We start from the raw sequence: 17,593 nt of genomic DNA, 5'->3' as shown, positions 1-17,593 counted from the left end.
CCCCACCAGCTGCGTTGATCAAGAGGTTTGCGTCAACGGGAGGCGGAATCCTGACGCAAACCTCTTGATCAACAACGAGAAACAGTGCGGGAGGGGGTCCGGTGGGTGCTGTCGTTCTGCGGGGGTTCGGCTGGCGGCACGCCGGGCGACGGGCCTGGGCCCTGCGGGGGGTCGACCTGCGGGTCGAGGTCGGGGAACGGGTTCTGCTGCTCGGCCCCTCGGGGGCCGGCAAGAGCACGCTGCTCAGCGCGCTGGCCGGGCTGCTCCCCGAGGACTCCGGTGAGCAGGAGGGCATCGTCGAGATCGACGGGCTCGACCCCCGCAAGGGACGCGAGCGCGTCGGCATCGTCTTCCAGGACCCGGAAACCCAACTGGTGATGGCACGCTGCGGCGACGACGTCGCCTTCGGGCTTGAGAACCGGGGAGTGCCGACCGACGAGATCTGGCCCCGGGTGGACGAGGCGCTGCACCGCGTCGGCTTCCCGTACCCCCGGGACCGCAACACGGCCGCGCTCTCCGGCGGCGAGCAGCAACGCCTCGCCCTGGCCGGCGCGCTCGCCCTCCGCCCCGGCCTGCTGCTGCTCGACGAGCCGACAGCCAACCTCGACCCGGCCGGGGCCGAGCTGATCCGGCAGGCGGTGGCCGGCGCGCTGGACTCCGACACCACACTGATCCTGGTCGAGCACCGGGTCGCCGAGGCGCTGCCGCTGGTCGACCGGGTGGTGGTCCTGGAACCCGGCGGCGGGGTCCGCGCGGACGGCACACCCGAAGCCGTCTTCGCCGCCCACGGCGCCGCCCTGGCCGCCGAGGGGGTGTGGGTGCCGGGTCACCCCATCGCGCCCCGCCCGGCCACCGCCGCGGCCGGGGAGCTGTTGCTCACCGCCGAACGGCTCGGCCTGCCACCCCGGCTGGCCTCCACCGACCTTCGGGTACGCGCCGGCGAGGCGCTCGCCGTCCGCGGACCCAACGGCGTCGGCAAGTCCACTCTGGCGTTGTTACTGGGCGGGCTGCTCCGGCCGGGCACCGGGCGGGTCACCGCGTCCGCCGAGTTGGCCGGCGCGGACCACCGGACTCCCCCGCACCGCTGGCGCGCCCCCGCCCTGGCCCGCCGGATCGGGTCGGTCTTTCAGGACCCGGAGCACCAGTTCGTCACGAGCACTGTCTTCGACGAGCTGGCTCTCGGCCCCCGTCGGACCGGTCAGCCCGAGTCAGCCGTCAAGGAGACAGTGGCCGAGCTGCTGGAACGGCTGCGGCTGGCGCGGCTCGCCGCTGCCAACCCGTACACCCTCTCGGGTGGTGAGGCGCGGCGGCTGAGCGTGGCGACCGCCCTGGCCACCGCGCCCCGCCTGTTGATCTGCGACGAACCCACCTTCGGCCAGGACCGGCGGACCTGGCGGGAGCTGGTCGACCTCTTCGCCGACCTGCGCGACGCCGGACACGGCGTGGTCGCTGTCACCCACGACGCGGACTTCGTCGCCGCGCTCGCCGACCGCAGCGTCACCCTACGAGCAACCCCGGGCGACGACCGATGATCAGCATCGAGCCGGTCGCCGCGCCCGGTGCGCCGCTGGCCCGCCGCAACCCGGTAGCGAAGGTCGCCGCCGCCCTTATCTTCTCGTTCACCCTGCTGGCCACTCTGGACCCGGTGGCCCCGGCGATCGCCATCGCGCTCGAACTCGCCGTGCTGCCGCTGTTCGGCATCCGCTACCGGGTGCTGGCGCGACGGGCCTGGCCACTGCTCCTCAGCGCCGCAGGCATCCTGGTCACCCTGGTGCTCTTCGCCGCCGACCGGTCCGGCCAGGTCCTGCTGGACGCGGGACCGGTGTTCGTGAGTACCGGCGTGCTGCTCACCGCGCTCGGCCTGGTGCTGCGGGTCTTCGCGGTGGCCCTGCCCGGTGTGATCGTCTTCGCGACCACCGACCCCACCGACCTGGCCGACGCGTTGATCCAGAACGCGAAAGCGCCGGCCCGGTTCGCCATCGGGGCGCTCGCCGCGTTCCGGCTGGTGCCGCTGCTCGGTCAGGAGTGGCAAATGATCAGCATGGCGCGGCGGGCACGGGGCGTCGATGCGGGACGCAACCCGCTGGCCAAGCTGCGACTGTTCGCCTCCACCGCGTTCGCGCTGCTGGTCGGGGCGATCCGCCGGGGCACCCGGCTGGCCGTGGCGATGGACGCGCGCGGCTTCGACGCCGGTACGCCCCGAACCGTGGCCCGCCGCCAGCACTTCACCCGCGCCGACGGGCTCCTCGTCGCCGGCGCGGCAGCCCTGGCCGGAGCAGCCCTGACCACGAGCGTCCTCCTCGGCACCTTCCGCCCCCTGATCGGCTGAACCCGCCGTTCCGCCGCCCCGCAGTCCGGCCGCCCGCCGCTGGCCGCCCGCCGTTGGCCGCCCGCCGCTGGCCGCCCGCCGCTGGCCGCCGCCGCCAAGATCCGCACAACAACAGGGATGTAGTGGTCTCCTTGGCGGAGGAGGCCACTACATCCCTGATATTGCTGTCACGACCCGGCCTCCCCGGGGAGCGGGGCGGGGGCGTGTTTGCTCAGCTGCGGCGGAAGGCGTAGCGGCGGGTCTGGCCGGCCTGTTGGCTGCGGCCGCCACCCGAGCGACCGCCGCCACCCTGGGGCGGCCCGGCCGTCGGTGCCGCCGGTCGCCCGGCAGACTTCGGCAGGTCTCCCACCGCCGGGGCGTCGACTGCCGCCGGCACGTCGATCGACGGCGTCAGCTCACCGAGCACCGCCGCCGCCTCGACCCGCACCGCCGGCAACGTCGGCTCCGCCGGCACCGCCGGCTCGACCAGGACTGCCGGCAACATCGGCTCAGCCAGCACTGCCCACTCGGCCTGGCCCGCCGGCTCGACCGCGAGGTCGAGGTCCGGGCGGATTGCTCGGGGACGGCCGTGCTCGGTCGTCGGGTTGGTGCCCAGCGGTGTTCTACGGGACTTCTTCGGGTTGCGCCTGGCAGGCATGCGGGCCTCCTTCAATGCCGACCGGAACGGCCGGTCCCGCGCGCCGGCGGTCGGTCGGATCGGCTGGTGACCGTCGCAACGCGACGGCCGAACGGTGGAGGGACTGCTCGCCGGGATCGGACACAGCCAGCGCCGCCGAACGGCGGAGGGGACATGCGGACGCCCGCGAGCGCACGGACCGCGGCGCGGGGCGGCGGGCCGGCTCGGAAGGTGGGGCGTCAGTAACGCATGCCCGTACCCTAACGGCCGCCCGACGGGACGCGCACCCGATTTACTGGCACGATCGGCACATGCTGATCGCGTTCTCGATCACCCCGCTCGGCGGCGACGACTCCGTTGGTGACCTGGTCGCCGAGGCGGTGCGGGTGGTCCGGGCGTCCGGCCTGCCCAACCGGACCGATGCCATGTTCACCACCGTCGAGGGCGAGTGGGACGAGGTGATGGCGGTGGTGAAGCGCGCGGTCGACGTCGTCGCCGCGCGGGCGCCCCGGGTGAGCGTGGTGCTCAAGGCCGACGTCCGGCCCGGGGTCACCGACGCGCTCACCGGGAAGGTCGCCCGGATCGAAGCCCGTCTCGCCGAAGGTTGACCGGTCGCGCCGCCACCATCGGCAGCCCCGCGACCACCCCGCGTATCAGAGGGTGGATCACTGGCCCCGGATCGGCCCACATCACGATAGGTTCGGAACGCCAATAGTGGTGACGAGAGGTGGCGGCACGGATGGCTGAGCAGGCGAGGGCACAAATCGGTGTGACCGGGCTGGCGGTGATGGGCCGCAACGTGGCCCGCAACCTGGCCCGCAACGGCTTCACGGTGGCAGTGCACAACCGGTCGCCGGAGCGCACCCGCAGCCTGGTCGCGGAGCACGGCGACGAGGGCACCTTCGTGCCGGGCGAGACGATGGCCGACTTCGTGGCGTCACTGGAACGACCTCGCGCGGTCATCGTCATGGTCAAGGCCGGTGCGCCCACCGACGCGGTGATCGACGAGTTGGTGCCGCTGCTGGACGAGGGCGACATCATCGTCGACTGCGGCAACGCCCACTTCGCCGACACCCGCCGCCGGGAGGAGGCGCTGCGCGCGCAGGGGCTGCACTTCAGCGGCACCGGCGTCTCCGGTGGTGAGGAGGGCGCGCTGCTCGGCCCGAGCATCATGCCGGGCGGCTCCACCGAGTCGTACGCCAAGCTCGGGCCGATGTTCGAGAAGATCGCCGCGCAGGTGGACGGTGTGCCGTGCTGCATGCACGTCGGGCCGGACGGCGCCGGGCACTTCGTCAAGATGGTGCACAACGGCATCGAGTACGCCGACATGCAGCTCATCGCCGAGGCGTACGACCTGCTCCGCTCCGGTCTGGACGCCAAGCCGGCGGAGATCGCGGAGATCTTCCGGGACTGGAACGAGGGCGAGCTGGGCTCGTTCCTCATCGAGATCACCGCCGACGTGCTCGCGCACACCGACGCGGAGACCGGCCGACCGTTCGTGGACGTCGTGCAGGACCGGGCCGAGCAGAAGGGCACCGGTCGGTGGACCGTGCAGAGCGCCCTGGACCTGGGCATCCCGATCACCGGGATCGCCGAGGCCACCTTCGCCCGCTCGCTGTCCGGGCACGTCGACCAGCGGGAGGCGGCCCGCCGGGCATTCCCCGACGCGGGTGAGAAGTGGCAGGTCACCGACCGGGAGGCGTTCGTCGAGGACGTCCGTCGGGCGCTGCTCGCTTCCAAGATCGTCGCGTATGCGCAGGGCTTCGACCACATCCGGGCCGGCAGCCAGGAGTACGACTGGGACATCGACCTCGGCGGCACGGCGACGATCTGGCGGGGCGGCTGCATCATCCGGGCACGCTTCCTCGACCGCATCCGCGAGGCGTACGACCAGCAGCCCGACCTGCCGACGCTGCTGGTCGCACCGTACTTCGCCGACGCCGTCGCGGCCGGTGTGCCGAGTTGGCGACGGGTGGTGGGCGACGCGACCCGGGCCGGTGTGCCGACGCCCGCGTTCTCGTCGTCGCTGGCGTACTTCGACGCGCTGCGCGCCGAGCGGCTGCCCGCCGCGCTGATCCAGGGCCTGCGGGACAACTTCGGCGCGCACACCTACCAGCGGGTGGACCGGGACGGCTCGTTCCACACCACCTGGGCCGCCGACCGCACCGAGTCCCCCGCGTAAACAAACCCACGGCCCACGGCAAGATCGTGCTCGATCCCTGATGTAGTGGCCTCCCGATGAAGGGAGGCCACTACATCCATGTTCGAGCACGATCATGGAAGACGGCGCAGCAGGGCGAACGGCGGATGCGCGGCCGCCCGTCAGTTGATCGTCGCGTGCATTTCCCAGACGAGGATCTCGGCCGGTTCGTCGGCGGTGACCCGTCGGCCGCCGGTCATGGTCAGCCGGGCCGCGTCGCCGGTGCCGAGTGGCCCGCTGCCCTCCAGGGTGACGGTGCCGTCGGGCACGTAAAGGTGCACGAAGGGCGCGTCGGGGATGGTGACCTCGTCGCCGGGGGCGAGTCGGGCGGCGTGCAGCGTCGCGTACCGGTTGCGGATCCGGATCGCCGACGCACCGTCGTAGCGGTCCATCCCGGAGGCGATCGGCACCAGGCCGCCGCGGAGCAGCTCGTCCTCGATCTCCAACTGCTCGTAGCCGGGGTCGACGCCCTGCTCGTCGGGGAGCACCCACATCTGCACGAAGTGCACCGGGTCGCTGTGCGGCTCCTGGTTGTTGAGCCGCCAGGCGTCGTTCTTCTCGGAGTGCAGGATGCCGGTGCCGGCGCTCATCCGCTGCGCCAGCCCCGGGTAGATCACCCCGGAGTGCCCGGTGGAGTCCTGGTGCACCAGGGAGCCACGGAGCACCCAGGTGACGATTTCCATGTCCTCGTGCGGGTGGGTCTCGAAGCCGGCGCCCGGTCGGACCACGTCGTCGTTGTTGACCAGCAGCAGACCGTGGTGAGTGTTGGCCGGGTCGTAGTGCCGGGAGAACGAGAACGAGTGCTTCGAGTCCAGCCAGGAGATCCGGGTGGCGAAGCGGTCGTCGGCGCGACGGACGTCTACTGCGGGGGCCGGTGCGGTCACCAGGCACGCTGCCCGGCGTCGGGGGTCGACGGCGCCCAGGTCAGGGCCGGTTCTCCGGTGGCCAGTTCGGCGATCTCGCCGGTCCGGAGTTGCGGTGTGTGGCCGAACTCGGCGCAGTGCTGCTCGGCGATCTCGGCACAGATGTCGGCCACCTGCTCGCAGATGGGGTCACCCAGATCGGCCGCGTTCAACGCCATGATCATCTTGAACCGGAGATCCCTCATGCGCACTCCAACCGCCGTCGGCCCGCCCTCTCCGGACCCTACCCGCCGCCAATCCCCAGCACCCGGCGAAATCCACCCACCCACCGACCCTCCCACCCACGGCCCCCTCCCCCACCCCACGACGATCCTCAACGCCTGGGCGCGCCGATCATGGGGCGGTGGAGCTGGCGTGGCACGGCACCGCCCGCAGGATCGCGGGCGGCGCCGGGGGGATCGGGATCAGAAGAAACGGCGGCGCTTGGCCTTCTCGGGGCGGATCAGGTCGGCGCCCTTGGTCAGGAGCCGGGTCGCTCCGGAGGGACCACGGCGGGCCTCCAGGGTGTGGCTGAGTCGACGGGCACCGGCAGCCGCGAGTGGCACAGCGACCGCCATCACCGCCCACTGGGCAATGCGCTTCTGGATCATGTGGGTTCACCTCCGTCAGTGGCTTCTGACGTCTCTGATACCCAGAGTGACGTGCGGGTAAGCGTCTCAGCTCAGAACGGGGGCGACCGGGTTGGGCAGCGCCCCGCCGAAGCGGCGGTCCCGCTGCGCGAACAGCTCGCACGCGTACCAGAGGTGGCGGCGGTCGAAGTCCGGCCAGAGCGTGTCCAGGAAGACCAACTCGGCGTACGCGGTCTGCCAGAGCAGGAAGTTGGAGATCCGCTCCTCCCCGGAGGGGCGCAGGAACAGGTCCACCTCCGGGATCTCCGGGTGGTAGAGGTACTTCGCGACGGTCTTCTCGGTGACCTTCGCCGGGTCCAGTCGACCGGCCGCCACGTCCCGGGCGATCGCTGCGGCGGCGTCGCCGATCTCGGCCTGCCCGCCGTAGTTCACGCAGAACTGCAGGGTCAGCGTCGAGTTGCCCTGGGACATCTCCTCGGCGGTCTGCAACTCGGAGATGACGCTCTTCCACAACCGTCCGGGTCGACCCGACCAGACCACCCGGACGCCGAGGTCGACCAACTGGTCGCGGCGACGACGGATGACGTCCCGGTTGAACCCCATCAGGAACCGGACCTCGTCCGGCGAGCGCCGCCAGTTCTCGGTGGAGAACGCGTACGCCGACAGGTACGGGATGCCCATCTCGATGGCGCCCTCGATGGTGTCGAAGAGGCTGTGCTCCCCCGCCTCGTGCCCCTTGGTACGGGGCAGCCCGCGGTCCTTGGCCCACCGACCGTTGCCGTCCATCACCACCGCCACGTGCTTCGGCACCGCCCCGGCGGGCAGCGCTGGCGGCCGGGCGCCGGACGGGTGGGGGGTCGGCGGCGTCGGCTCGCGCCGGCTGGCCTTCTTCGATCGGATCACTCGGTCACTCCCTGTTCGCGCCGTCCGCCCCGGCCTCGACGTCGCCACGTGGCCGGAGCACCACGGCCCCGGCGCCTTCCGGCGGCGAGGCCGCGCCGGCCGCCGAGGGACCCCGGTCGACCAGCGGCAGCGAGCGTAGCGCGCGCTCCAGGTGCCACTGCAGGTGAGCCGCGACCAGCCCGCTGCACTCCCGGCGTACCCCGGTGTCGGTGGCGTCGGCGAGCACCCAGTCGCCGGTGGTCAGCGCGGACATCAGGTCGATGGTGGCCGGCGCGGGGTGGGCCGCGCCGGGTGGTCGACAGTCCGGGCAGACCGCGCCGCCGGCCGGCACGGAGAAGGCCCGGTGCCGACCCGGGGTGCCACAGACCGCGCAGGCGATCAGCGCCGGCGCCCAACCGGCGAGGGCCATCCCCCGCAGCAGGTACGCGTCGAGCACCAGAGTGGTGGCGTGCTCGCCCCGGGACAGCGCCTTCAGCGCGCCCAGGGTGAGCTGGAACAGCCGTAGCGACGGCTCCCGCTCCACCGGGGTCAACCGTTCGGCGGTCTCGGCGATCGCGCTGGCCGCCGTGTAGCGCGGATAGTCCCCCAGGAACCGTTTGCCGTACAGGTCGATGCCCTCGACCTGGCTGACGGTGTGCAGCGCGCTGCCGTGGTTGCCCTTCGGATCGCCGGCGAGCTGGAGGTCGACGTGGCCGAACGGTTCCAGCCGGGCGCCGAACTTGCTCATGGTGCGGCGGACCCCTCGGGCCACCGCGCGCAGCCGGCCATGTCGGCGGGTGAGCAGGGTGATGATCCGGTCGGACTCGCCGAGTTTCTGCACACGTAGCACCACCGCGTCGTCGCGGTAGAGCTGTCGGCGATACCCGGCCATCGGGCCATTCTCCCTCGGGGTGTGAAATCAGGGTTGGTTCGGGGTGGATGCGCGGAGTAACCCCGATGCGCGCGGCTCTCCACCGGCCGTAGCGTGCTGGCCATGGCAATGCAACCGACCACTGGCGGTCTCCGTCGTCGCGCCGCCGCCCCCGTCGCCCTGGGGCTGGCAACCACTCTCATCGTGCTTGCCGGGTGTGACAACCTGGCCATGCGTCGGCTCGACTACGACGACACCGAGCCGGTGCAGATCACCAGCATCCGGGTGCTGCCGGGTTCCGGCGACGTGGTCGTCCGAGGCACCGGCACGGCGGCGGAGGCGCGGATCAAGCGGGTGGTGCGCTACCAGGGTGGCGAGCCCCAGGCCCGGTACGAGATCAAGGGCAGCGAACTGGTGCTGGACACCGACTGTGGCGACCGGTGCAGCGTCTCCTACGAGGTGACAGTGCCGGAGGGCGTGGCCCTTCAGGGCGAGTCCGGTTCCGGTGACGTCGAGCTGACCAAGGTCGGCGCGGTGGAGCTTCGGCTGGGCTCGGGTGACGTGCGGGTCGTCGACGCGAGCGGCAAGGTCGAGGTGGAGACCGGTTCCGGCAACATCGACGTGAGCGAGGTCAGCGGGGCCGTCCGCCTGCGCGCCGGGTCCGGTGACATCACCGCACGGCGGCTCGGTGGCACGACGGATGCCGAGGCCGGCTCCGGCAACGTCACAGTCGAGCTGGACAAACCGGCTGCGGCGCGGGCGCACGCGTCCAGCGGCGACGTGATGTTGCTGGTGCCGCCAGGCAGCTACCGGGTGCGCTCCGGCGCGGGCTCCGGTGACGCGCGGGTCACCGTCGCCGACGACCCGGCCGCGTCCCTGGTGCTCGACGGTTCGGCCGGCAGCGGAAACGTGACGATCAGCCAGCGTTGACGTCGACGGCGGCCGGCGTCCCGGGCGACCGCGGAGCCGGCACCACGGCCGGGTCGAGGACCCGGGCGCGCGGCTCCGCACCGGACCGGGCGCGGGGCTCGGCACCGTCGGAGTCGGCCGCCTCGACCGGCCGCCTCGGGCCACCGGGGATCAACTCCGGGCGGCGACGGGCGGCGACGTCCTCGACCCAGCCGACGGCGAGGGTGACCAACCCGACCAGCGCGAAGACCAGCAACACCCGGATGGCCAACCCCAGCGGATCCTGGTGGGACCAACCCACCACGTCGACCAGCGGAGTGAGCGCCACCACGAACGGCATGTGCCAGAGATAGACTGTGAGCGCCCTCCGATTGACCACTGTCACCGCCCGGTCGGCCAGCTGGCTTCGGCTCAGCCACGCCACGCCGGAGGGAGCCCGACCCAGGACGATCAGGATGAACGCGGCCGACCAGAGGGCGTTGCCCAGGTGGTTGTCGTTCAGGTCGTACCCGCGTGGCCCGGGATGCCCGACGATCCAGGCTCCGCCGCCCACCGCGAGGGTGAGCGCCACCGGGTACAGCACCCGGCCGGAGAGCCGGCGCAGCATCCCGGCGTGGTGGGCGAAGCCCAGCATCCACGCCCCGAAGTACAGCCCGAACTCGCGCAGCACCGGTGGCGCCGGGTAGATCCCCGCCTCGATCGCCACCAGGAGGAGGTACGGGGCGAGCAGGGTGGGCAGCGGGGCACGCCGGAAGAGCCAGAACGCGACAGGTGAGGCGAGCACGAACCACAGGTAGTCGCGTAGGTACCAGATGATGCTCAGGGCCAGGGCGCCCCAGTCGTTGGCCGGTGGGTCGGCGATCGGGAACAGCCACAGCAGCACCCGAGGGCTCACCGGCAACCCGCTGAGCAGCATGGCCGGTACGAAGACCGCCGCGAGCACCCACAGCGACGGCAGCAGCCGACGCAGTCGACGCCCGACCGCCGCCGGCCCGGAGCGGGTGAGCGACGCGGCCATCAACGAACCGGCCAGCGCGAACATCACCGACATGGCAGGGAAGACGAGGGTGAGGGTCGCCCACCCTGTGACGTGGTAGACGACCACTCGGACGATGGCCAGGAAACGGAGCAGATCGAGGTACCTGTTGCGCATCAGCCTGCATCTCGGTCGGGGACGCTTGGCGTAGTTCCCCTACCCTGCGCGGTGCCCGCGCGAAACGGACAGCACCCCCGACCAAACGTGAATCTTTCCACCCAGCTGACCGAAGAAGATCATGGGGTACGACGACAGCCGTACCCGCGCCGGCCGGCCCGATCGGCCGGCCGGCCGGTGTGGTGGCTCAGAAACCCAGCTTGCGCAGCTGCTTCGGGTCGCGCTGCCAGTCCTTTGCGACGCGTACGTGCAGGTCGAGATAGACCCGGCTGCCCAGCAGTTCCTCGATCTGCTTGCGGGCGGTCGTGCCGACCTCCTTGAGCCGGCTCGCCTTGTGGCCGAGCACGATGGCCTTCTGGCTGGGCCGCTCCACGTACAGGTCGGCGTAGATCTTCATGACCTGACCCTCGGGGATCATCTCCTCGACGACCACGGCGATGGAGTGCGGCAACTCGTCACGGACCCCCTCCAGGGCGGCCTCCCGGATCAGCTCCGCGACGAGAACCTGCTCGGGGTCGTCGGTCAGCATGTCGTCCGGGTAGAGCTGCGGCGACGGCGGCAGGTATTTGGTCATCACGTCGACCAGAGTGTCCACCTGGTGCCCGGCCACCGCGCTCACCGGCACGATCTCGGCGAACTCCCCCAGCTGGCTCACCGCGAGCAACTGCTCCGCCAGGCGACGCTTGTCGACCAGGTCGGTCTTGGTGACCACCGCCAGGACCGTCGCCTTCAACTCGGCCAGCTCGCCGGTGATGAACCGGTCGCCGCGCCCGACGGGCTCGTCCGCCGGGATGCACAGGCCGATCACGTCGACCTCCGTCCAGGTGGACCGGACCAGGTCGTTGAGGCGCTCGCCGAGCAGCGTCCGAGGGCGGTGCAGGCCCGGGGTGTCGACCAGGACCAGCTGCGACTCCGGGCGGTGCAGCACGGCCCGGATGACGTGCCGGGTGGTCTGCGGCTTGTTCGAGGTGATCGCGATCTTGGTGCCGACGATGGCGTTGGTCAGCGTCGACTTGCCCGCGTTGGGCCGACCGACGAAACAGCCGAAACCGGCCCGGTACGGCCGCGCCTGCGGGTCCTGCACGGGGCTCACTGGGTCACCGTGCCGAGGACCGTGCCGTCGGGAGCGGCAACGTGGATCGGGGCGTCGGCCGCGAGGTCGCGCACCGCCGCGTGACCGGCGCCGTCCAGCGTCGACGCCTCGGTCACCACCACCGCGGCCTCCAGCCGGCTCGCCCCGGCCGCCACCGCCGACGCGACCGCCAACTGCAATGCGGTGAGGGTCAACGAGGGCAGCGCGACACTGGCCGCCGCGTACGTCCGCCCGTCCTGATCCCGGACCGCGGCGCCCTCCACAGCACCGACCCGCGCACGGGCGCCCCGGGCCAGGACGACGAGCTTGCCGTCCTCGGCGCTCAACGCGGCCGCCGCGGTGGGGGTGGGTTGGGCGGTGGGCGCGGCGGGTGTGTCAGGCATCGGCGGATTGCCTCTCGTCGTCTCGGTAGTTGTCCGTGTCGTCCCCGGGGTCGGCGTGCTCGCCGCGCCCCGCGGTGTCCTTCTCGTGCCGCCCCGCGGTGTCGTGTTCGTGGCCCGGCTCCGCCCGGCTGACCAGGACGGTGTCGATCCGGTTTCGCCGGCCGGTGGTGCCCTCGGCGACCAACCGGAGGCCGGCGACCTCGACCTCCGCGCCGGGGATCGGCACCCGCCCCAGCGACTGGGCGAGCAGGCCACCGACCGTCTCCACCTCGTCGGTGGGCAGGTCGGTGTCGAACATCTCGCCCAGGTTCTCCACTGGCAGGCGGGCGGTCACCCGCACCGAGGAGTCCGCCAGACGTTCGACGGGCGGGCGTTCGACATCGTACTCGTCGGTGATCTCACCGACGATCTCCTCCAGGATGTCCTCGATGGTGACCAGACCGCCGGTGCCGCCGTACTCGTCAACGACGATGACCAGGTGGTTGCGGGCCGCCTGCATCTCCGACAGCAGGTCGTCGACCGGCTTGGACTCCGGCACGAAGGTCGCCGGGCGCATCAACTCCGCCACCGGCAACTGCTCGGCCTGCGGGTCGCCGCCCCGGGAGCGACGGATCAGGTCCTTGAGGTAGAGCACACCCAACACGTCGTCGACGCTCTCGCCGATCACCGGAATGCGGGAGAAACCGGAGCGCAGGAAGAGCACCAGCGCCTGCGCGAGCGTCTTGCCCTCCTCGATCCACACCATCTCCGTACGCGGCACCATCACCTCGCGGGCGATGGTGTCGCCGAGTGCGAAGACGGAGTGGATCATCTGACGTTCGCCGTGCTCGACCACGCCGCGCTGCTCGGCCAGGTCGACAAGCTCCCGCAACTCCACCTGGGTGGCGAACGGCCCCTCCCGGAACCCGCGCCCCGGGGTGACCGCGTTGCCGATCAGGATCAGCAGCGACGCGAGCGGGTTGAGTGCCCGGCCCAGCCAGCGGACCATCGGCGCGACCGCTCGACCCACGGCGTACGCGTGCTGCCGGCCGATGGTGCGCGGCGCGACGCCGACCACCACGAAGCTGACCACTGTCATCGCGCCGGCGGTCACCAGTGCGGCCCGCCAACCCGCGCCGAAGCTGTCCACCGCGACCAACGCGACGAGCGTGGTGGCGGTCAACTCGGCGAGCAGTCGCAGGAGCAGGAGCAGGTTGAGGTGCCGGACGACGTCGCCGGCGACGACCTGGAGGGTCTTGGCACCACGCACACCGTCGCGGGCCAACTCGGCGGCTCGGGCCGGCGAGACCGCGGCGAGAGCCGCCTCGGTCATCGCGATCAGGCCGGCCAACACCACCAGGCCGGCCGCGAAGACGATCAGCTGCAGGTCAGGAAGGCCGGCGGTGGCACCGGCCGCGAGTAACGGAGGAGTGGACATCACTGGGTGCGGGTCGACCGCCAGCTGGCCAGCAGTCGGGCCTGGAGCCCGAACATCTCCCGCTCCTCCTCCGGCTCGGCGTGGTCGTAACCGAGCAGGTGCAGCACCCCGTGCACGGTGAGCAGGTGCAGCTCGTCGGCGGGCGTGTGCCCGGCGGTCGCCGCCTGCTTGGCCGCGACCTCGGGGCACAGCACGATGTCGCCGAGCAGGGCCGGCTCGCCGCCGGCCGGCGCGGACTCACCCGGGCCGTGGTCGACGCTGCCCTCGTCCATGGGGAAGGCGAGCACGTCGGTCGGCCCGTCGCCGCCCATCCAGTGGTGGTTCAGCTCGGTCATGTACTCGACGTCGACCAGCAGCACGGACAGCTCGGCGAGGGGGTTGACCCCCATCTCGTCGAGGGCGTGCCGGGCGACGGCGAGCACGGCGTCCGTGTCGACGTCGACACCGGACTCGTTGGCGATCTCGATGGACAACTGCTTTCCTCTGCTTTAGCGGCGGCGGCCGGCCCGGCCGCCCTGGGCGGGTCGCCCGGGCACGGCATGGACGCCCTGCGCCTGCTGGTTCTCCCGCTCGGCGTCCCAGCGGGCGTACGCGTCGACGATCTCCCCGACCAGCCGGTGGCGGACCACGTCGGAGCTGGACAACTGGGCGAAGTGCACGTCCTCGACGTTTTCCAGGATCTCGCGGACCACCCGCAGACCGCTGGTCGTCCCGCCGGGAAGGTCCACCTGGGTGACGTCACCGGTGACGACGATCTTGGAGTTGAAGCCGAGTCGGGTGAGGAACATCTTCATCTGCTCGGGCGTGGTGTTCTGCGCCTCGTCCAGGATGATGAACGCGTCACTCAGCGTCCGACCCCGCATGTACGCCAGTGGCGCGACCTCGATCGTCCCCTGGGCCATCAGCTTCGGGATCGTCTCCGGGTCGAGCATCTCGTGCAGCGCGTCGTAGAGCGGGCGCAGGTACGGGTCGATCTTCTCGTTGAGCGTGCCGGGCAGGAAGCCCAGCCGCTCCCCCGCCTCGACCGCCGGCCGGGTCAGGATGATCCGGTTGACCTGCTTGGCCTGCAACGCCTGGACGGCCTTCGCCATCGCCAGGTAGGTCTTGCCGGTGCCGGCCGGGCCGATGCCGAAGACGATGGTGTTCGAGTCGATGGCGTCGACGTAGCGCTTCTGACCGAGGGTCTTGGGTCGGATGGTGCGCCCGCGACGGGAGAGGATGTTGAGCGTCAGGACCTCGGCGGGCCGCTCGGCGCTGCCCTGCTCGAGCATGCCGACGGTACGCCGGACGGCGTCAGTGGTCAGGGTCTCGCCTTTCTCGATGAGTTCGAGCAGCTCGCTGAAGACCCGCTCGGCGAGGGCGTTGTCCGCGGGGTCACCGGTGATGGTGATCTCGTTGCCGCGGACGTGCACGTCACTGGTGACCGAGCGTTCGACGAGTCGGAGGATCTCGTCGCCTGCGCCGAGCAGATTGACCATGATCTTCGAGTCGGGCACGGTGATCCTGGTCTGCACCCGGGGCGGGCCGGGAGGTGGGGTGCCGGTCATAGGTCGGGCCGAAGGGCCCTGCGCCACCTGCTCTCGATCTCGGCGCCGGCCTGCTGGCTGGCGTGCGGACGTTACACCCATCGTATCCGTTGAACGCGGGCCGCATCGCGCCCATTTCCGCTGGCCGCGATCAACGCCCGGCCCGGAAGTCGTACCTGTCGAAGGTCTCCTGGTGGCGGGTGAACCGGTACGTCGCCCAGTGCATCCGGACCACCGTGCCGGCCTCGTCCCGGCTCAGCCGCAGCAACTCACCGACCTCCCGGCCGGACGCCGTACGGAACACGTCCGGCTGGTCCGGTAGGGGCGCGAAGATAGCCGGGGGACGTCCGGCCGGGTCCCCTACCCCACGCGCCCGCAGGGATCCGTCCTGCCAGGAGAAGACGTACTCGGAACCCTCGCCCCACCAGCGGCCGAGCATGCCCCGCAGGGCCGCCGGCGCGGGTGCCCCCGGTCGCCACGGCGCGATGTCGGCCGGGTCCCGCTCGACCGCCGCGGCGAGCAGCCGGTGCGTCAGGTCGAACAGTTCGGCCGCCGTACCGGACGAGCCGAGCACCGCGGCGCCCATCGCACCGGCCGTCCCGTCGCCTCCCCTGCGGCCGTACACACCGGCGAGGAAACCGGGCATCGCCCCGTCGTGCCCCACGTGCATCACCCGTTCCCCCTGCGGGATCAGGATCAGCCCGAGCCCGAAGCCCGCGCCCCAGAGCGTCTCTTCGGTGGTGGTCACCGGCCAGCGCATCTCGTCCAGCGTCGCGGGGGCGAGCACCGCGCCGGCCGGGTCCAGTGCCACCGGGTCGGCCAGGAACGCCGCCCACCGCGCCATGTCGGTAGCTGTGCTCCAGAGCTGCGCGGCCGGGCCGACAGCACCGAAGTCGGTCGGTGGCTCCGGGTGCGCCTCGTCGGAGTACGCGTCGACCAGGAACCCGGTGGCCGCCGTCGGCCGGGGAGTGACCGTGGTGTCGGTCAGCCCGAGCGGCGTCAGGATCCGCTCGGTCAGCGCCTGCGCCCAGCTCTCGCCGCGCAGCCGAGCGACGAGTTGACCGAGCACGGCCATGCCCAGGTTGGAGTAGTGGAACCGGCGGCCCGTCGGCAGCACCCGCTCGGCCCGGACCAGCTCCGCCACCAACTGGTCGGCGTCCGGTGCGCGCAGGCTGTCCCACACGTCGCCGAACGGCTCGCGTTGCAGGCCGGCGGTGTGCGACAGCAACCGGCGCACGGTCAGCTCGCCGTGTGCGGGCAGGTCCAGGTGCCGACCCACCGGGTCGTCCAGGTCCAGCAGCCCGTCGTCGCGGCACTGGAGGGTGAGCACCGCGGTGAAGGTCTTCGTGACCGAGCCGATCCGGAACTGGGTGTCCGGCGTCAACGGGCTGTCGGTCCCGGTCTCACCGACGGTGCAGGTCCAGAGCGGCCGGTCGGCCCGGTGCAGCGCCACCGACACCGCCGGCACCCGGGCGTCGGCCTGCACCTGCCGGACGAGTCGACCCAGGTGCTCGTGCACGCGACTGTCGGGCTCGCTCACGCCAGGTCCCGGGCCAGCATCGGGCCGAGCGGCGCACCACCGAGCAGGTGCGCGTGCACGTGGAACACCTCCTGCCCGCCGTACACGCCGGTGTTGAACATCAACCGGAAGCCGTCGCCGAGCAGACCCTCGTCCTCGGCCACGGCGGCGGACGTCGCCAGCACGTCGGCGGCCAGCGCCGGGTCACCCTGCGCGAGGGTGGCGATGTCGGCGTAGTGCTCCTTCGGAATGACCAGGACGTGCACCGGCGCCTTCGGGTCGATGTCGCGGAAGGCGAGCGTGGTGTCGGTCTCCCGGACCACGGTGGCCGGGATCTCCCCGGCGACGATGCGGCAGAACAGGCAGTCGGATCCCATCGGGGCAGTGTAAAGACGAGTTCGCGGCTCGGGCAGGATGGCCGGCATGACGGATCGGGCGGTACTCGTGACCGGAGCCTCGCGTGGGATCGGCGCCGCGGTGGCGCAGGCGTTCGCCCAGAGCGGCGACCGGGTGGCGATCCACCACCGCGATTCCGCCGACGCGGCCGAGGAGGTGCGCGCGCGACTCCCCGGCGCCGGGCACGTGGTGGTCCGCGCGGACCTCACCGACCCGGACGCGGTCCGGGCCATGGTGGACCGGGCCGCCGAGGTGCTCGGCGGGTTGGACGTCCTGGTGAACAACGCCGGCACGTACGGCGACCGGGACGACCCGCACCCGATCTTCGGCGGCTCCTACGAGCACTGGCAGAAGCGCTGGCGGCAGGTGCTGGAGACCAACCTGACCGGTGCCGGCAACGTCATCTGGTGCGCTGCCCAACACATGCGCGACAGTGGCGGGCGGATCGTCAACGTCTCGTCCCGGGGCGCGTTCCGGGGTGAGCCGCACCAGCCGGCGTACGGGGCCAGCAAGGCGGGGCTGAACGCGCTGGGCCAGTCCCTCGCCGTGGCGCTCGCGCCGTACGGCATCACTGTCGCCACCGTCGCGCCGGGCTTCGTGGCGACGGACATGGTCACCGAGTACCTGCACGGCGAGCAGGGCGCGGCGATCCGGGCGCAGAGCCCGTTCGACCGGGTGGGCCGACCGGAGGAGATCGCGGCCGCGGTGCACTGGCTGGCCTCGCCGCAGGCCGAGTGGGCGTCCGGCACGATCGTCGATCTCAACGGCGCCTCCTACCTGCGCAGCTGACGTCGGAACGACCGCCAC

At 71.9% G+C, this 17,593-nt stretch carries 20 protein-coding genes; 6 read left to right on the top strand and 14 right to left on the bottom strand.

Annotated elements, in window-relative coordinates:
• The first annotated feature begins 101 nt into the window (after positions 1–101).
• On the top strand, positions 102–1,532 hold the full coding sequence (locus FHU34_RS08290; protein WP_145779427.1) for an ABC transporter ATP-binding protein: 1,431 nt from the start codon (positions 102–104) through the stop codon (positions 1,530–1,532).
• Positions 1,529–2,329, top strand: coding sequence for an energy-coupling factor transporter transmembrane component T family protein (locus FHU34_RS08285; RefSeq protein ID WP_145779426.1), 801 nt, complete (start codon positions 1,529–1,531; stop codon positions 2,327–2,329). Before FHU34_RS08290 ends, FHU34_RS08285 begins: the two co-directional genes overlap by 4 nt.
• Positions 2,330–2,540: 211 nt before the next feature.
• Here FHU34_RS08285 and FHU34_RS08280 read toward each other — a convergent pair whose 3' ends face one another.
• Positions 2,541–2,966, bottom strand: a complete 426-nt coding sequence (locus FHU34_RS08280; RefSeq protein ID WP_145779425.1) for a hypothetical protein — start codon at positions 2,964–2,966, stop codon at positions 2,541–2,543.
• Positions 2,967–3,256: 290 nt separating this feature from the next.
• Here FHU34_RS08280 and FHU34_RS08275 point away from each other — a divergent pair, with 290 nt between their 5' ends.
• Together FHU34_RS08275 and gndA are read left to right on the top strand one after the other, a co-directional pair.
• Positions 3,257–3,553 carry a thiamine-binding protein gene (locus FHU34_RS08275; protein WP_145779424.1) on the top strand — a complete coding sequence of 99 codons (297 nt, stop codon included), beginning with the start codon at positions 3,257–3,259 and terminating at the stop codon, positions 3,551–3,553.
• Positions 3,554–3,684: 131 nt separating this feature from the next.
• On the top strand, positions 3,685–5,127 hold the full coding sequence (gene gndA, locus FHU34_RS08270; RefSeq protein WP_145779423.1) for an NADP-dependent phosphogluconate dehydrogenase: 1,443 nt from the start codon (positions 3,685–3,687) through the stop codon (positions 5,125–5,127).
• Between the two features lie 140 nt (positions 5,128–5,267).
• Here the strand turns inward: gndA and FHU34_RS08265 are convergent, their stop codons facing one another.
• The 5 genes from FHU34_RS08265 to recO all read right to left on the bottom strand — a co-directional run bounded on the left by FHU34_RS08265 (position 5,268) and on the right by recO (position 8,411).
• Positions 5,268–6,029, bottom strand: coding sequence for a pirin family protein (locus FHU34_RS08265; RefSeq protein WP_088988092.1), 762 nt, complete (start codon positions 6,027–6,029; stop codon positions 5,268–5,270).
• Positions 6,026–6,253 carry a thioredoxin reductase gene (locus FHU34_RS08260; RefSeq protein WP_088988091.1) on the bottom strand — a complete coding sequence of 76 codons (228 nt, stop codon included), beginning with the start codon at positions 6,251–6,253 and terminating at the stop codon, positions 6,026–6,028. The genes FHU34_RS08265 and FHU34_RS08260 overlap by 4 nt, the downstream gene beginning before the upstream one ends.
• A gap of 219 nt (positions 6,254–6,472) precedes the next feature.
• A complete protein-coding gene (locus tag FHU34_RS08255; protein ID WP_145779422.1) occupies positions 6,473–6,658 on the bottom strand; it encodes a hypothetical protein in 186 nt (61 codons plus the stop codon).
• Positions 6,659–6,724: 66 nt separating this feature from the next.
• Positions 6,725–7,540, bottom strand: a complete 816-nt coding sequence (locus FHU34_RS08250) for an isoprenyl transferase (RefSeq protein WP_145779421.1) — start codon at positions 7,538–7,540, stop codon at positions 6,725–6,727.
• Between the two features lie 4 nt (positions 7,541–7,544).
• The gene (recO, locus tag FHU34_RS08245; protein WP_145779420.1) at positions 7,545–8,411 is read right to left on the bottom strand and encodes a DNA repair protein RecO; all 867 of its coding nucleotides are present in this window, start codon (positions 8,409–8,411) and stop codon (positions 7,545–7,547) included.
• A gap of 102 nt (positions 8,412–8,513) precedes the next feature.
• On the opposite strand from recO, the gene FHU34_RS08240 reads away from it, so the two are divergent.
• Positions 8,514–9,320: a DUF4097 family beta strand repeat-containing protein gene (locus tag FHU34_RS08240; protein WP_145779419.1), complete on the top strand. Its 807-nt coding sequence runs from the start codon at positions 8,514–8,516 to the stop codon at positions 9,318–9,320.
• On the opposite strand, the gene FHU34_RS08235 is transcribed toward FHU34_RS08240, so the two are convergent.
• From FHU34_RS08235 to FHU34_RS08200, 8 genes are all read right to left on the bottom strand, one after another.
• Positions 9,307–10,452 carry an acyltransferase family protein gene (locus tag FHU34_RS08235; RefSeq protein ID WP_145779418.1) on the bottom strand — a complete coding sequence of 382 codons (1,146 nt, stop codon included), beginning with the start codon at positions 10,450–10,452 and terminating at the stop codon, positions 9,307–9,309. The genes FHU34_RS08240 and FHU34_RS08235 overlap by 14 nt on opposite strands.
• A gap of 187 nt (positions 10,453–10,639) precedes the next feature.
• Positions 10,640–11,536, bottom strand: coding sequence for a GTPase Era (era, locus tag FHU34_RS08230; protein WP_145785487.1), 897 nt, complete (start codon positions 11,534–11,536; stop codon positions 10,640–10,642).
• A 5-nt stretch (positions 11,537–11,541) separates the two neighbouring features.
• The gene (locus FHU34_RS08225) at positions 11,542–11,928 is read right to left on the bottom strand and encodes a cytidine deaminase (protein WP_145779417.1); all 387 of its coding nucleotides are present in this window, start codon (positions 11,926–11,928) and stop codon (positions 11,542–11,544) included.
• The gene (locus FHU34_RS08220; RefSeq protein ID WP_145785488.1) at positions 11,921–13,369 is read right to left on the bottom strand and encodes a hemolysin family protein; all 1,449 of its coding nucleotides are present in this window, start codon (positions 13,367–13,369) and stop codon (positions 11,921–11,923) included. Before FHU34_RS08220 ends, FHU34_RS08225 begins: the two co-directional genes overlap by 8 nt.
• The gene (gene ybeY / locus FHU34_RS08215) at positions 13,345–13,818 is read right to left on the bottom strand and encodes an rRNA maturation RNase YbeY (RefSeq protein ID WP_088988085.1); all 474 of its coding nucleotides are present in this window, start codon (positions 13,816–13,818) and stop codon (positions 13,345–13,347) included. The genes FHU34_RS08220 and ybeY overlap by 25 nt, the downstream gene beginning before the upstream one ends.
• A 15-nt stretch (positions 13,819–13,833) precedes the next feature.
• On the bottom strand, positions 13,834–14,892 hold the full coding sequence (locus FHU34_RS08210) for a PhoH family protein (RefSeq protein ID WP_088988084.1): 1,059 nt from the start codon (positions 14,890–14,892) through the stop codon (positions 13,834–13,836).
• A 130-nt stretch (positions 14,893–15,022) separates the two neighbouring features.
• Positions 15,023–16,411: a serine hydrolase domain-containing protein gene (locus FHU34_RS08205; protein WP_145779416.1), complete on the bottom strand. Its 1,389-nt coding sequence runs from the start codon at positions 16,409–16,411 to the stop codon at positions 15,023–15,025.
• Complete coding sequence (locus FHU34_RS08200; protein ID WP_145779415.1) at positions 16,408–16,767, bottom strand: histidine triad nucleotide-binding protein; 360 nt, start codon at positions 16,765–16,767, stop codon at positions 16,408–16,410. Before FHU34_RS08200 ends, FHU34_RS08205 begins: the two co-directional genes overlap by 4 nt.
• Before the next feature lie 46 nt (positions 16,768–16,813).
• On the opposite strand from FHU34_RS08200, the gene FHU34_RS08195 reads away from it, so the two are divergent.
• Complete coding sequence (locus FHU34_RS08195; protein WP_145779414.1) at positions 16,814–17,575, top strand: SDR family NAD(P)-dependent oxidoreductase; 762 nt, start codon at positions 16,814–16,816, stop codon at positions 17,573–17,575.
• Positions 17,576–17,593 lie beyond the last annotated feature (18 nt).

Source organism: Micromonospora taraxaci (assembly GCF_007830095.1).
Taxonomy (GTDB): domain Bacteria; phylum Actinomycetota; class Actinomycetes; order Mycobacteriales; family Micromonosporaceae; genus Micromonospora; species Micromonospora taraxaci.
The sequence above is the reverse complement of the archived record's forward strand: the minus strand, read 5'-3'. Positions and strand labels throughout refer to the sequence as shown.

Bases quoted from the DNA above. Each gene is read 5' to 3' on its own strand.
- gndA (WP_145779423.1), top strand. From the start codon at position 3,685: ATGGCTGAGCAGGCGAGGGCACAAATCGGTGTGACCGGGCTGGCGGTG.
- FHU34_RS08210 (WP_088988084.1), bottom strand. From the start codon at position 14,892: ATGACCGGCACCCCACCTCCCGGCCCGCCCCGGGTGCAGACCAGGATC.
- FHU34_RS08255 (WP_145779422.1), bottom strand. From the start codon at position 6,658: ATGATCCAGAAGCGCATTGCCCAGTGGGCGGTGATGGCGGTCGCTGTG.
- recO (WP_145779420.1), bottom strand. From the start codon at position 8,411: ATGGCCGGGTATCGCCGACAGCTCTACCGCGACGACGCGGTGGTGCTA.
- FHU34_RS08280 (WP_145779425.1), bottom strand. From the start codon at position 2,966: ATGCCTGCCAGGCGCAACCCGAAGAAGTCCCGTAGAACACCGCTGGGC.
- FHU34_RS08285 (WP_145779426.1), top strand. From the start codon at position 1,529: ATGATCAGCATCGAGCCGGTCGCCGCGCCCGGTGCGCCGCTGGCCCGC.
- FHU34_RS08240 (WP_145779419.1), top strand. From the start codon at position 8,514: ATGGCAATGCAACCGACCACTGGCGGTCTCCGTCGTCGCGCCGCCGCC.
- FHU34_RS08200 (WP_145779415.1), bottom strand. From the start codon at position 16,767: ATGGGATCCGACTGCCTGTTCTGCCGCATCGTCGCCGGGGAGATCCCG.
- FHU34_RS08225 (WP_145779417.1), bottom strand. From the start codon at position 11,928: ATGCCTGACACACCCGCCGCGCCCACCGCCCAACCCACCCCCACCGCG.
- FHU34_RS08235 (WP_145779418.1), bottom strand. From the start codon at position 10,452: ATGCGCAACAGGTACCTCGATCTGCTCCGTTTCCTGGCCATCGTCCGA.
- FHU34_RS08275 (WP_145779424.1), top strand. From the start codon at position 3,257: ATGCTGATCGCGTTCTCGATCACCCCGCTCGGCGGCGACGACTCCGTT.
- FHU34_RS08260 (WP_088988091.1), bottom strand. From the start codon at position 6,253: ATGAGGGATCTCCGGTTCAAGATGATCATGGCGTTGAACGCGGCCGAT.
- FHU34_RS08195 (WP_145779414.1), top strand. From the start codon at position 16,814: ATGACGGATCGGGCGGTACTCGTGACCGGAGCCTCGCGTGGGATCGGC.